Annotated in this window: 11 protein-coding genes, 1 tRNA gene and 1 pseudogene; 8 read left to right on the top strand and 5 right to left on the bottom strand. The window is 50.2% G+C overall.

Annotation, left to right across the window (positions count from 1 at the left end):
* Positions 1-79: 79 nt before the first annotated feature.
* The 3 genes and pseudogenes from ACLO87_RS06370 to ACLO87_RS06380 all read right to left on the bottom strand — a co-directional run bounded on the left by ACLO87_RS06370 (position 80) and on the right by ACLO87_RS06380 (position 3,101).
* The gene (locus ACLO87_RS06370; RefSeq protein ID WP_430223097.1) at positions 80-406 is read right to left on the bottom strand and encodes an AtuA-related protein; all 327 of its coding nucleotides are present in this window, start codon (positions 404-406) and stop codon (positions 80-82) included.
* Positions 403-1,770 (bottom strand): acyclic terpene utilization AtuA family protein, encoded by a 1,368-nt coding sequence (locus ACLO87_RS06375; protein ID WP_430223098.1) that lies wholly within the window; start codon positions 1,768-1,770, stop codon positions 403-405. Before ACLO87_RS06375 ends, ACLO87_RS06370 begins: the two co-directional genes overlap by 4 nt.
* An 18-nt stretch (positions 1,771-1,788) precedes the next feature.
* Positions 1,789-3,101: pseudogene (locus tag ACLO87_RS06380) on the bottom strand (CitMHS family transporter).
* A gap of 157 nt (positions 3,102-3,258) precedes the next feature.
* Between ACLO87_RS06380 and ACLO87_RS06385 the strand changes: the two are divergent.
* The 4 genes from ACLO87_RS06385 to ACLO87_RS06400 all read left to right on the top strand — a co-directional run bounded on the left by ACLO87_RS06385 (position 3,259) and on the right by ACLO87_RS06400 (position 7,452).
* Positions 3,259-4,185: a LysR family transcriptional regulator gene (locus ACLO87_RS06385; RefSeq protein ID WP_430223099.1), complete on the top strand. Its 927-nt coding sequence runs from the start codon at positions 3,259-3,261 to the stop codon at positions 4,183-4,185.
* Between the two features lie 373 nt (positions 4,186-4,558).
* Positions 4,559-5,302, top strand: coding sequence for a GntR family transcriptional regulator (locus tag ACLO87_RS06390; RefSeq protein ID WP_135864771.1), 744 nt, complete (start codon positions 4,559-4,561; stop codon positions 5,300-5,302).
* Positions 5,303-5,324: 22 nt separating this feature from the next.
* Positions 5,325-6,068: an aspartate/glutamate racemase family protein gene (locus tag ACLO87_RS06395; protein ID WP_430220110.1), complete on the top strand. Its 744-nt coding sequence runs from the start codon at positions 5,325-5,327 to the stop codon at positions 6,066-6,068.
* A 22-nt stretch (positions 6,069-6,090) separates the two neighbouring features.
* Positions 6,091-7,452 carry an NCS1 family transporter gene (locus tag ACLO87_RS06400; protein ID WP_430223100.1) on the top strand — a complete coding sequence of 454 codons (1,362 nt, stop codon included), beginning with the start codon at positions 6,091-6,093 and terminating at the stop codon, positions 7,450-7,452.
* A gap of 164 nt (positions 7,453-7,616) precedes the next feature.
* On the opposite strand, the gene asd is transcribed toward ACLO87_RS06400, so the two are convergent.
* Positions 7,617-8,531 carry an archaetidylserine decarboxylase gene (gene asd / locus ACLO87_RS06405; RefSeq protein WP_430223101.1) on the bottom strand — a complete coding sequence of 305 codons (915 nt, stop codon included), beginning with the start codon at positions 8,529-8,531 and terminating at the stop codon, positions 7,617-7,619.
* An 86-nt stretch (positions 8,532-8,617) separates the two neighbouring features.
* On the opposite strand from asd, the gene hisC reads away from it, so the two are divergent.
* Both hisC and ACLO87_RS06415 read left to right on the top strand, forming a co-directional pair.
* Positions 8,618-9,721, top strand: coding sequence for a histidinol-phosphate transaminase (hisC, locus tag ACLO87_RS06410; protein ID WP_430223102.1), 1,104 nt, complete (start codon positions 8,618-8,620; stop codon positions 9,719-9,721).
* A gap of 66 nt (positions 9,722-9,787) precedes the next feature.
* Positions 9,788-10,333 carry a carboxymuconolactone decarboxylase family protein gene (locus tag ACLO87_RS06415; protein ID WP_135864779.1) on the top strand — a complete coding sequence of 182 codons (546 nt, stop codon included), beginning with the start codon at positions 9,788-9,790 and terminating at the stop codon, positions 10,331-10,333.
* Positions 10,334-10,421: 88 nt separating this feature from the next.
* Here ACLO87_RS06415 and ACLO87_RS06420 read toward each other — a convergent pair whose 3' ends face one another.
* Complete coding sequence (locus ACLO87_RS06420; protein WP_430223103.1) at positions 10,422-12,686, bottom strand: Orn/Lys/Arg family decarboxylase; 2,265 nt, start codon at positions 12,684-12,686, stop codon at positions 10,422-10,424.
* 136 nt (positions 12,687-12,822) lie between these two features.
* Here ACLO87_RS06420 and ACLO87_RS06425 point away from each other — a divergent pair.
* Together ACLO87_RS06425 and ACLO87_RS06430 are read left to right on the top strand one after the other, a co-directional pair.
* Positions 12,823-12,896: transfer RNA gene (locus ACLO87_RS06425), tRNA-Cys, on the top strand.
* A 56-nt stretch (positions 12,897-12,952) separates the two neighbouring features.
* Positions 12,953-13,759, top strand: coding sequence for an aldolase (locus ACLO87_RS06430; protein ID WP_430223104.1), 807 nt, complete (start codon positions 12,953-12,955; stop codon positions 13,757-13,759).
* Positions 13,760-13,773: the final 14 nt, after the last annotated feature.

Raw genomic sequence — 13,773 nt, forward strand, 5'->3', positions numbered from 1 at the left:
ATGCGGTAACTTTTAAGCAGGGGTTAGCGAAGTGCCTAGGGCGGGGCAATAAAAAAGGTGGCTTAACGCCACCTTGTATTTATCTTTCAGTTAGTTCTAGATCCAACATCAAGCTGCTTAAGCTTTTTCCATGCGCATCTAAGGCAGTAGATCTAGTCACGCCACCGCGTAGCACGCCTGAAATCACAAAGTTCAGTGCCTGCAGTTGTGGCAGCTCGTAGCGTGTGATGCGCCACTCTGCTGGTGGTACTTCGGGCATTAAGCCTTGCAGATGTGCTTGCACACGTTCAGGGCTAAGTTGTTGGCATAAGTAGTCGTAGTCTTGGGCATCATAAGCGATGACCGATATGTTAGAGGTATCCCCTTTGTCGCCAGTACGGGAGTGAGCAAGTTGGTGTAGTTTCATTCCACGGTCTCCATATGTACGGCATGAGGAATACGGTCTGATGGCCATAGCAACGAGGCAACCGCAACCACTTGGCGAGTAGACTTGCTCGCGCCACCTCCGCCGGCTGGGCCGTTGGTGTATAGGGCCTCAACTTCATTGCCCAGTTGTTTAGCGTGGGCGGGGTTGGCACAGCGGCCGGCAATGCGTAAGCGTAGCTCTTGTGGCTCTGTTGTGGCAGGTGGTTGTGCATTGCCGTAAAGGGAGTTCATGCCGATGAGTTCAGCGCGTAAGTCCTCTACCTCTAGCCCTAATATGGCGATGCGCTCTAGCACGATGTCTCTCGCTAGCGTGGCGCGTGCCAAGGCATTAGGGCCGCCGTAGGAAAGTTGTCCTTCACCCAAGTAGCCGTCTAAGTAGCCTACGCTCACTTTGAATAAACCAGACTTTTCTTGGCCGTATGCGCCTTCGGCGTGGATTTCATCTACAGCCTGTTCGGTAAAGCGCACCTTAGAAAAATCGGCGATGACATCAGGGGTGAGGTAGCGGCTGGGGTCGTGAATTTCGTACAGCAGTTGTTCGGTGCAGGTTTGTACGGTGATTTGACCGCCTGATCCTTTGACTTTGGTGATGATCACGTTGCCGTCGGCAGATACTTGGGCAATGGGGAAACCTAGCCTTGCCAAGTTCTTCACGTCTTTGACGCCAGGGTCTGCAAAGTAGCCACCGCTGACTTGGCCTGCGCATTCTAATAAGTGGCCTACCAAGGTACCGGTGCCCAGTTTTTCCCAGTCGTTCCATGACCATTTAAATTCAGCGATTAACGGCGCAAGGAAAAGGGCGGGGTCAGCAACTCGGCCGGTCAGTATGATGTCTGCGCCTGCCTCTATGGCTTCTACCATGCCCGCTGCACCCAAATACGCATTGGCCGATACCAGCTTATCTCCCAACTGTGCTGGGGTTTGACCGTTATCCAGCAGGTCGTTGCTGGTGCGTATTTGCTCTAGTACATCGTCGCCTACAACGGCGGCTACTTTTAGGCCATGTAAGCCTAGTGTTTTAGCAATGTGGCTGACGTGTTTAGCGGCAGCAATGGGGTTGGCTGCCCCCATGTTGCTGATAATTCTAAAGCGCCGTTGACCATCAGTATCAAACATTAAAGGCAGCACACTTTGCATGCGATCGGTTAGCAAAGGGTCATAGCCTTTGTCTGGATGATGCAGGCGTTCTTGCTGTGCCAAGGCGATGGTGCGTTCCGCCAAGCATTCAAAAATCAAATAATCAATCTGCCCATCGCGGGCCAGCTCTACAGCCGGGTCGATGCGGTCACCAGAGTAACCGGCACCTGAACCTAAGCGTAGGTAAGAAGAGTGGGCGTTAGTCATGACAAATACTCTCGCACGTTAAAGGGGGAACAAACCCAAGGCCACGGCAACGAAGGTCATCAAGATAGAGGTAGCCATGAGGAAGGGTATGGTGAAGCGTTGGTGCGCACCCAGTTCAATTTTGCATAAGCCCACGAGTAAGAAAGTGGCTGGTGTGAGGGGGCTGATAGGGAAGCCCACTGTCATTTGGCCCATGGTTGCAGCGTAGGCCACTTCTATTGCTGAGCCACCATGTGCTTGTACCACTTGACCCAGTACAGGCATGACACCGAAGTAGAAGGAGTCAGGATCAAACAGCAAGCTTAAGGGGGGGAGACCAAACCCAGCAAGAAAGGCAGGTGAGTAGCAGCGCTAGAGGGAATGTGGTCGGCAGCAAAAGTAGCCATGGCTTTAAGCATGCCGGTACCGTTCATAATGCCAGTGAACACACCCGCAGCAAACAGCACGCTGGCCATTAATAGGGCAGCTTTGGAGTGCGCATCAATACGTTCGCGTTGTTGTTTAGAGTTAGGGTAGTTAATCAGTAAGGCAATGATGGTACCCAGCATAAAGCACACTACAGGCTCAAGCAGGCTAGAGATCATGGTGCCAATCACCACAATGATCAGTGCGATGTTGATCCAAAATAAATGGGGACGACGTACGTCGTTTTCTGGGGTACTTTCTTTGTTTTCCGCTGCGGGGATTACCGTGGCATGGCCTGAGGCCACGCTTTGGAAATCTACCGAGGTACTGGCGCGTTTACCCAACCACCATGCACACAGCAGCACAAAGGCAAAGCCGGTTAACTGTACAGGTAGCAAAGGTAGGTACAAGTCCATGACTGGTACTTGCAATGCGGCGGCGGCACGCAATACAGGGCCACCCCACGGCAGCATATTGCCTACACCGGCAGCCATAGCTACCACGCATGCCAAGATGCGTCGGTCTATGTTTAAGCGCTCGTATAGAGGAAGTAGGGCAGGAATAGTCACCATAAAGGTCACGGCGCCCGAGCCATCTAAGTGCACAATAGCAGCCAATACTGCCGTACCCATGACGATACGCACGGGGTTGTTGCCGACGATTCTCAGAATGCGATTAATGATGGGGTCTAAGGTGCCGGCATCCGTCAGAATGCCAAAAAACAGAATGGCAAATACAAACATACCCGCGACGGGAGCAATGTTTTTCACGCCATTGACCATAAAACCGCCCAGCTCAGGGGCGAAGCCACCAATTAATGCGGCAACCACAGGGATGGCAATTAAGGCCACCAAGGGGGAAAGGCGGTTACTCATAATACCGGCTAGTAGCACCAGTACAGTTAATAGCCCAAGCAGAGCGAGCATAGGATGTCTCCTGAAAATAACGGCCTGACTATAAGCAGGCTTCTTGGTTAAGACCGCTTTCTGGCTCGCAAGGCGTGAAGCGGACGTGCCCCAAGCATACGATTGGCGCTATTATTAGAAAATTGAATTTTTATTATCTCTGTGATTTGTTTTTCAAATGAAGCAAGGTTTTAGACACATACGGGCATTTTTGGCGGTGGCAAGACACTCTAGCTTTACGCAGGCAGCAGGTCAGTTGCATGTGTCTCAGCCTGCGCTCACGGTACAGATCAAGCAGTTGGAAGACGAGTTGGGCACCCGTTTGTTTGATAGAGATAGGCGGCAAGTCTCGTTAACCGAAGCTGGGCGCCGGTTATTACCTGCTATGCAACGTATTTTGGATGAGTTTGATGGGGCGGTGCAGCAGGGGCAAGATATTGCTGATCTCAAAAGTGGTAGGTTAGCCATTGCGTCGTTGCCATCTATCGCGGCAGCGTGGTTGCCCGAGGTGATGCGTACTTATAGGCAGCGTTATCCGGGTATAGATATACAAATTGATGACGTGTCAGCAGACAGCATCATTACGCTGGTGCGTGAAGAGCAGGTGGACATAGGCTTAGGCCCGTGGGGGAACCGGGATAGAACGCTCGCGTTTACGCCGTTAATGGAAGATCAAATGGTGGTGTTTTTTCCGCCAGAGCATCCGTTGCAACAAGAGACTTGCCCAAGTTGGAAGCAACTGACGCAGTACCCGCATGTGCTGACCTCCAGAGGGTCTAGTGTTCGTCAGTCGGTACACCGTGCGTTAGAGGCCGAAGGTGTGGATATAGAAATTGCCTGTGAAGTGGCGTATTTGTCTACGGCCATCAGTATGGTGCGGGCGGGGTTGGGGGTAGCCGTCTTGCCGCTATCTACCTTACAGGCAGCGTCTTGCGAAGGGCTGGAATATAGGCCTGTAGCAGGTAGCAGTTTGCGACGCTTGTTGGGTGTGCTGCAACTGCGTCGTCAGCCTTTAAGTGCTGCGGCACAAGCATTTGTGGAAGTGTTGAATGAGCGTTTGCCTCTGTTGGCGGATCAGGGGCAGTTGGTGAGTGACACTGAGTAATAGGTCGTTTTTGTAGCGCGTAACAAGCCCGCATTATGCGGGCTTTTTTGCGGCTATAGGCATGGCATCTATAGCGGCTCGTTCAATCAGGTGTTGTGCGTTAGGACATTGATATTGTTTTTGATGTTGTACATGAAATGGTGGTTATTTACGTGGTTTTGCGTCTATTTCTACGCTTGCGAATTATGTGGTTTTTGTTAATTGATTGAAATATAACGATTTTATTTTTTGTTTAGGGTAAATACTCAAGATATTTTTGTATACAACATCGTATACAACTATAAACTAGCAGTTATAGAAATCATGAAAATATCAGTTTGTACAGGTGGTTGTTTGAATGATCTGCATAACTGAAAGCATATAAAGGACGGCTATGAGTGACGCCAAACGTAAGGTGTCGTCAGTGATCAAACCTTCAAGTTTGAAACGACGTGAAAGCAAAGATGAGGCTATCTACGAGCACCTGTATCAGGCCATTGTTGAACATCATCTGGAGCCAGGTACTAGGCTGCCAGAAGATGTATTGGCCGAAAGTTATGGGGTGAGTAGAACCAGCATACGCAAGGTATTTCAGTCGTTAGCGCATGACAAATTGGTGGATATACGTATGCATCACGGTGCTTCAGTGGCTCAGCCCAGTATCAAAGAAGCCAGAGATCTGTTTGCGGCGCGACGCATGATTGAAGTGGGTGCGCTGCCGTGTGTACTAAAAAATGCCACGGAAGAAAGTTGGCAAGAGATCGAAGATATTGCTCATCAAGAAGACCAAGCTGTGCAGAGCCAAAATAGGCGCCAATCTATTTTTCTATCGGGCCAATTCCACATACGGTTAGCACGATTGTCCGGCAATGATGTGGTGGCCGATATTTTGGAGGATTTAGTAGCCAGAACATCGCTAGTGATTGCTACCTTTGGCGGCTCACAGTCATGCAGTTGTCCGCCTAGTCAGCATAAAGAGATTTTGAAGTTATTGCGTGAGAAGGATATGGAAGCCGCTCAGCAATGGATGGATTCACATTTACGCGATATTGAGCGCAGTGTGATTCTGGAACGTAGCGATACAGGCAGTCTGGATTTGAAAGCTATTCTCAGCCGAGTCGGTCAGCGAGATTCTTAGCACTTATTGTAAGGACGTAAGCATGCATATTCGTTTGATTAACCCTAACACTACAGCTCCCATGACTTCCAAAATTGGGGAGGCGGGAAAGGAGGTAGCCAGTGCAGGCACGATTATTTCAGCCACGAATCCTGCCGATGGACCAGTGTCCATAGAGTCTCATTACGACGAGGCGATTGCGGCGGTGGGGGTGTTGGAAGAAATACGCAAAGGTGAACAAGAGGGGGTAGATGCTTACATCATTGCGTGTTTTGGTGATCCCGGCTTATTGGCGGCACGTGAAATGACACGCGCTCCCGTTATTGGTATTGCTGAAGCCGCTTTCCATGTGGCGGCGATGGTGAGTACACGCTTTTCCATCGTGACTACCTTAAGTCGTACAGGAATCATTGCCGAGCATTTGTTAGAGCAGTACGGCTTTAAAGAGCACTGTAGAAAAGTGCGTGCTGCCGAGATCCCTGTGCTGGCGCTAGAGGAAGAAGGCGATGCCGCATTTCGCTTAATCGTAGAAGAGTGTTTGCGGGCCAAGGCCGAAGATGGGATTGGCGCGGTGGTGTTGGGGTGTGGTGGTATGGCGGATTTACGGCATCGCATCAGTGAGGCCGTGCAAATGCCAGTAATTGAAGGAGTAACTGCCGCAGTTAAGTTGGCTGAGGCATTAGTAGGTCTAGGTGTACACACCAGCAAGTTTGGTGATTTGAATTTTCCATTACGTAAAAAGTTTACAGGTAAGTATGCATATTTGAGCGATATAGACATGGCGTAAGACCATTAAAAAGGAGAGAGACATGACTCAATCAATAGAAAAAACGGGGCAGACGACCCAGCAGCAAGAAGTACAAACTAAAGCCGCAGGAGAAGAGTCGCTAGCCCCGCAGGGTGTACGAATCATGGGGAAGTGGTCGTATTTGCTGGCTTGGTTTGGGGGATGTGTCTCCATAGGGACGTTTGCTATGGGGTCCAGCATTGTAGGAACACTTAATCTTTTACAAGCGACGTTAGCGATTGCTATTGGGTGTTTTGTCATTGGGATTGCCTTAACGCTGAACGGTGCAGCAGGCTACAAATACGGCATTCCGTTTGTGGTGCAAGCCCGTGGGGCATTCGGTTTTTCCGGAACAAAGTTTCCGGGACTGGTGCGCGCTATACCCGCTATCGTGTGGTACGGCTTTCAGAGTTGGGTTGGTGCAGGAGCATTGAATGCCGTGTCGGCATCACTGTTTGGTTTTGAAAGCATTGTGTTTTGGTTTGTGGTCTTTCAATTCTTGCAGATCGCCTTGTCTACCTTAGGTTTTCAAGGGATTAAGTGGCTGGAAAACATAGGTAGCGTCTTTATTTTGGTGTCGCTGGTCTATATGTTCTTTAGCGTCATCAATAAATACGGTGACGAAATCAATGCCAATCTAGTGGGTATTGAGGGTACATGGGGCCTAGAATTCTGGGGGGCGACTATGTTGTTCCTGGGTATTTATAGCACCATGATGTTGAACGTTAGTGATTACTCACGCGAACTGCAAACAGGTATGAAACGTGGGCCACTGACTACGTTATATGCCATGTCTATCTTGCCTTGCACATTATTCATGGGGCTAATTGGTTTGATGGTGTCAGGCGCAACAGGTCATGCAGATCCTATTGCCGTCTTTTCTAGCGCTGTCGATAACAAACCCTTGTTGATAGCGACGCTGCTCTTCATTACCTTTGCTCAAGTGACCACTAATGTTTTGAATAACGTGGTGCCACCTACGTATGTATTGATGGATGTCTTTAAGATTCCCTTTAAAGCCGCTACCGTTATTGTGGGTTTAGCCGCCTTTTTAACGTTCCCGTGGGAATTAGTGAAAGATGAATCCGCTGCTGGTTTGCAGGTTTTTGTACAGACGTATTCAGCGTTCTTGGGCCCTATATTTGCTGTGATGGTGGTGGACTATTACATCATCCGTAAACGTCGTTTGAATCTGGAAAAATACTACGATGAAAACGGGGCCTATAAAGGGGTGAATTACGCAGGCTTTATTGCTTCGGCTGTGGGTGCGGTGATTGCCTTGTACTTCTCTACGATATCTTGGTATGCAAGTTTGATACCGGCAGGAGTGGTGTACTACGTGCTGATGCAGTACTGGGGGCCTTGCCAACGATTCAAAGAGTAAGTGAGCAGCACAGTGCGAAAACGCCTTCGGCTGATGCCGAGGGCGTTTGTGTGTGGCGGGTAAAAAGCTTATTTGGCCCCGCTTATAACCTCCTACATTCTGTGTTTTACTCTGACGGCAAGCCAAGGCAGAGTGTGAACTGGCGCAGCGTTCTTCCCATTAAGCTAAGAGTGCGTTGGCGTTGAGTAAGCCTGCTGAAGTTCAAGTAGCGATTGCCTTGTATAAGGCAATGGGGGCGGGTTGGCAATCATTGCCTGGCCTTGTTTGACGGTGCTTTCAACACACCATTCTGGATGCCACGTCACCGCCGTTTGGGGCAGCAACACAATAACGGTAGAACCTAGCTGGAAGTGACCCATCTCTTCGCCTTTGACAAAACGTACCGCGTGGTTCTGTTCTGCATAGCGCCATTCTTGTATGGAGCGACGGTCAGAGGCGTTAACGGCACCATGCCACACGGTATGGATACTGCCAACAATGGCTGCACCTACCAGCACCATGGCAAAGATTCCGCAGTGGGGATGATGAAACCAGCACACCAACCTCTCATTACGTGCAAGCAGCCCATCCATGGCGTTCACGATATCCGGCCTGACGGAAAAGAGTTTTCCCGGTATGTAACGCATACCCAGCAAACGGCCTGCGCATGGCATATGTACACGGTGGTAGTCGCGTGGGCTTAAGTACACCGTCGTAAAGCACCCACCTTCCAAATAGTGGGCCAAAGCGGGGTCGCCTAACAACCCGTTGATACTGTAGGCCTGTTGTTTGGCTTGAATCAGTTGCCCAGCGGCAATTTCTCCTCGCTGACTAATGACACCGTCTGCCGGGCTGACCCATTCAGTGTCGGCAATAGGGCGAGCGCTAGGTAGCAAACTTCTAGTGAAAAAATCATTAAAACTTTCATAGTCACTGGGATGACAGCGTACTGCTTCGCTTAGGTCTATGCCGTGTTGACGAATGAAGCGGCGTATTAACGGCTGTGCAATAACCGAGTAGCGGCTTTGTGCCACGACGCCGGCGCAGCGTGTGAGTAGACGCAGCGGGCTCAGGTGTTGTAGGAAAGTCGTGATAGTCATGATTGCCTAAACATTGTGGTATTGTATTTATTGTACCAATACATAATTTATATTGTCGCAAGACATATTAAATGGAAGTGCATAGCATGACTGTCGTGAACGAATCCTTTATGAGCCCGCGCATACAAAATCTGCAACCCTACCAGCCGGGTGAGCAGCCAAAGGTGGGCGGATTGGTGAAGCTCAACACCAATGAAAACCCCTACCCGCCATCACCGCAGGTGATTGATGCTATTGCAGAGGTAGCCGCCAAAAGCTTGAAGCTGTATCCAGACCCTGAGTCGGATCAGTTGTGCGACACCATTGCGGCCTATCACGGGGTGCCACGTGAACAGGTGTTTGTGGGGAATGGATCGGACGAAGTGCTCGCACATGCTTTCTGTGCTTTTTTTCAGCACGATCACGCGAAGTTATTGTTTCCCGATGTGACCTACAACTTCTACAGCGTGTACTGCCGTTTGTTTGGTATAGAGGCCGAACTGGTGCCTCTGGACACGAATTTATGTATTGATGTGGCGGCTTTTTCGGCGGCCGCGCAGGCCAATACACCCATTGCAGGAATAGTGGTGTCTAACCCTAACGCGCCCACTGGGGAAAGCTTGTCGTTGGATACCGTGCGCGATTTGTTGGCGTTGAATCCGCAGCGTGTGGTGTTGGTGGATGAGGCTTATGTGGATTTTGGTGGGCAATCGGCGGTGTCGCTGGTGCAGGAGCATCCCAATCTATTGATTGTACAAACGCTGTCTAAGTCGCGCTCACTGGCCGGGTTACGTGTTGGGTTTGCCATTGGTCAGCCAGCGCTGATCAGTGCACTCAACAGAGTCAAAAATAGTTTTAACTCGTTTCCGTTGGGCTGTTTGGCGCAAGCCGGGGCGGTCGCGGCGTTTGATGACAAGGCTTATTTTGAGCAAACGCGTCAGGCGGTGATGGCGACGCGAGAGAGGTTGGCACAAGGTTTGGCTGGTTTAGGTTTTGAGGTGCTGCCTTCCAAAGCTAACTTTTTATTTGTGCGTCACCCGCAGCATAACGCGGCACAACTGGCCTCCAGATTGCGTGAAGCCAGAATTTTAGTACGTCATTTCCGCCAAGAGCGGGTGGCTCAATATTTGCGCATTTCCATCGGTACGGACCAGCAAGCGACGTATTTAGTGAAAGTGTTAGAGCATCTGCTGGGTCAGCAGGATGCCTAAGCTGTATTTGTTGTGACTGCACGCAATGTCTGCGTCAGTTTTGTTCCCACGTTAAGGAGTTCCAACATGTCTAGAGTTCCTCTTATTGAACCCAGCACTGCCATTGGTGATCGTCAACTGTTGTTGAAACAGATTCACGGTGCATTTGGTGCGACACCTGCCATGTTTAAGGCCGTAGCAAATTCCACGGCGGCCCTGCAAAGTATGTGGGGATCGTTTGGTGCGTTGAGTAACGGGACCATTGATCCCAAACTTGGTGAGCTGATTGCCGTGGCTGTGGCGGATCGTAATGCTTGCGAATACTGCTTGGCGGCACACACGATGCTGGGGCGTAAAGCGGGTGCGTCAGATGCCGAGTTGGCTGCCGCGCAAGCAGGTGAGTCGGCTGTGCCTAAAACGGCTGTGGCCTTAGGCTTTGTGTTGAAAGTCGTGGATGACAGAGGTCAAGTGACGGATGCGGATGTCAAAGCAGTGCGTGATGCAGGGTTTAGTGACGAACAAATTGTAGAAATACTGGCGCATGTGGCATTGAATTTGTTCACGAACTATATCAACGTGGTGTTTGATGTGCCCGTAGATTTCCCCGCTGTGAAGCTACGTAAAGACGCGTAATCACAGTTGGCTGGAAGAAAAATACCGCAGTCACGCTGCGGTATTTTTTTGTGAATAGAGAATCTGAAGTAGGGCGTAGATAAGAGGCTTAGGCGACGCAGTCCACGTAATAGCGTGGATTACCTTCCGCATCTTTGAGTTCTACAAAGCCATGAATGTCGGTACCAAAACCAGGGGCTAAACGATTCAGTTCGCGCGAGAATTTTAAGTATTCTACGATGTTGCGAGTAAAGCGCTCACCAGGGATAAGCAAGGGAATGCCGGGCGGGTAGGGCGTAATTAAGCTGGTGGTGATACGACCTTCTAGCTGGTCTATTTCTACGCGCTCTGTGCGATGGGTGGCAATGTGCGCATAGGCATCGCTAGGTTTCATGACAGGCACGGCTTCTTCCAAGTACATCTCGGTAGTCAGGCGTGCAATATTGTGCGTCGCGTAAATGGAATGTACGTGTTCGCATAAATCGCGCAGGCCCATTTCTTCATAGCGTGGGTACTTTTTGCAGAAGCTAGGCAAAATTCGCCATACCGGCACGTTGCGCTCATAGTCGTCTTTAAACTGCTGTAAGGCGGTGACTAGCGAGTTCCAGCGGCCTTTGGTGATGCCTATAGTGAACATAATGAAGAAACTGTATAAGCCAGTTTTTTCAATGATCACGCCATGCTCAGCCAAAAACTTAGTCACGATGGGTGCGGGTATGCCAGTGGCGTCAAAACGGCCATCCAAGTTTAAGCCGGGGGTGACAATAGTGGCTTTGATGGGGTCTAGCATGTTGAAACCATCTGTCAGTGCACCAAAACCATGCCAAGTGGCTTCTGCTCCGCTGCCATAAAGCTTCCAATCTGCGGTAGCGCCTATGCCTTCTTCATCGAGTTTGTCTGGCCCCCATACGGTGAACCACCAGTCGTCGTCAGTAAACTGCTCGCCTACTTGACGCATGGCACGGCGAAAATCCAGTGCTTCCACAATGCTTTCTTCTACTAAGGTTTGTCCACCGGGTGGCTCCATCATTGCCGCTGCCACGTCGCAACTCGCAATAATCGCGTATTGCGGCGAGGTAGAGGTGTGCATTAAGTAGGCTTCGTTAAACAAGTGTTTATCGAATTGTGGCGTGCCAGAATCTTGCACCAAAATATGGCTGGCTTGGCTTAGTCCTGCCAACAGTTTGTGGGTGGACTGTGTGGAGTACACCAACGAGTGCTGAGGGCGTGGGCGCTTTTTACCCATGGCATGGTAGCTGCCATAAAAAGGGTGAAACGCAGCGTGGGGAATCCATGCTTCATCAAAATGCAGCGCTTCTACGTAGCCATCTAGAGCAGATTTAATGACCTCGGTGTCGTACAGAATGCCATCGTAGGTAGATTGCGTGAGCACCAAAATACGGGGTTTGATGCTGTCAGGGTCTACATGGGCTAACAGTGGGTGTGCAGCGATTTTGGCTTTGATGGCTTCAGTTGAAAACTCTTCTCGCGCTATGGGGCCAATCAAGCCTAGATGGTTGCGAGTAGGGCGTAAAAACACCGGAATAGCTCCAGTTAGCACAATGCTGTGCAACAACGATTTATGGCAGTTTCTATCGACGACGACCACATCGCCGGGAGCGACTACGTGTTGCCACACAATTTTGTTGCTGGTACTGGTGCCGTTGGTCACGAAAAAGCAGTGATCGGCGTTAAAAATACGTGCGGCATTGCGTTCGCTGGCCCCAATGGCGCCATTGTGATCCAGCAGTTGCCCTAGTTCTTCTACGGCGTTGCAGACGTCAGCGCGCAGCATGTTTTCGCCAAAGAATTGGTGAAACACTTGGCCTACAGGGCTTTTCAAAAAGGCGACGCCACCAGAATGCCCGGGGCAGTGCCACGAGTAGGATCCGTCCTCTGCGTAATCCAGTAAGGCCTTCAAAAACGGTGGTTTGATGCCGTTTAGGTAGTTCTTTGCTTCACGTATCAGATGGCGGGCGACAAATTCTGGGGTGTCTTCAAACATGTGAATTACGCCCTGTAGCTCACGCAAAATGTCGTTGGGCATGTGACGTGCCGTTTTGGTTTCGCCGTACACATAAATAGGTACGTCCACATTGCGACGTCTAACTTCACTGATAAAGGTGCGAATGTTTTGTAAGGCAGGTGAGGTTTCCGTGTCAGTGGTGAATTCTTCATCATCGATAGACAAAATGAAGGTACTGGCACGGCTTTGTTGTTGGGCGAACTGGCTAAGGTCGTGGTAGCTAGTGACACCCAGCGCATCAAAGCCTTCAGATTGAATGGCTTGTGCCAGCGCGCGTATGCCTAGGCCAGAGGTGTTCTCGGAGCGAAAGTCTTCGTCAATGATGACGATAGGGAAATGAAACTGCATGGCGTGTCCTGTAGAAAAAGGGCTAAGGCAACAACAAGTGTTCAGCAATGTGGCAACGGTGTAGTAATCACACGGCAGAATGCTTGCTAATTATTTTGACTTAGATCATAATTGATTTTGTACCAATACAAAATATGGCGCGGTGGCAGAGTGACTATGCGGTGGACTGCAAATCCATGTAGGTTGGTTTAATTCCAGCCCGCGCCTCCATCTTTCAGCAGGTCAATTGCCGTAATCGTCTTGAAATGTTTTTCTAAGGACTCGCAATGACCCAGCCCACAACTTTCCAATTAGACAAAGCCACGCTAGTGGAGCAATCGTCTATCCAAATCGATCACCAATTCGCAGATAGCACGTATTCGCTACGACAAAAGTTGGCGCTTACGTGTCGCATACTGTTTGATAACGGCCATGACTCTGGGCTAGCGGGGCAGATTACAGGCAGAACAGATAAACCTGGTGAGTTCTATACCCAACAATTGGGGTTGGGGTTTGATGAGATCACCGAAGATAATTTGCTGTTGGTGGATGAGGATTTAAACGTGCTCGAGGGCAAGGGCATTCCTAACCCCGCTAACCGATTTCATTCGTGGGTGTATAGGGCTAGGCCAGACGTGCAGTGCATCATCCATACGCATGCGGTACACACAGCGGCGTTGGGTATGTTGGAGCAGCCGTTAATCATCTCGCACATGGATAACTGTGTGCTGTATGACGATGTGGCATTTGTCGCGAAATGGCCGGGTGTGCCTGTAGGCAACGAAGAGGGCGAACTGATCGCCACGGCACTGGGTGATAAGCGTGCTTTGATGCTGTCGCACCACGGGTTGTTGGTGGCGGGTGCCAGTGTAGAACAAGCCTGTGTGCTGGCATTAGCCTTTGAGCGCGCTGCTCGTATGCAGTTGTTAGCCAGTAGCGCCGGGGAAATTAAAGCCATAGACCCAGCTTTAGGTAAAGAGGCACACGACTGGGTGTTGCGCCCCAAACGTAATAGCATTTCCTTCCAGTATTACGTACGACGTGCATTAAAAAATCCGCATAACGCTGATTGCATTCGTTCACTAGAGAAATAAGGTAGACGCTGCTT

Origin of the sequence: Paenalcaligenes sp. Me52 (genome assembly GCF_050487965.1) — a bacterium.
Taxonomy (GTDB): domain Bacteria; phylum Pseudomonadota; class Gammaproteobacteria; order Burkholderiales; family Burkholderiaceae_B; genus Paenalcaligenes.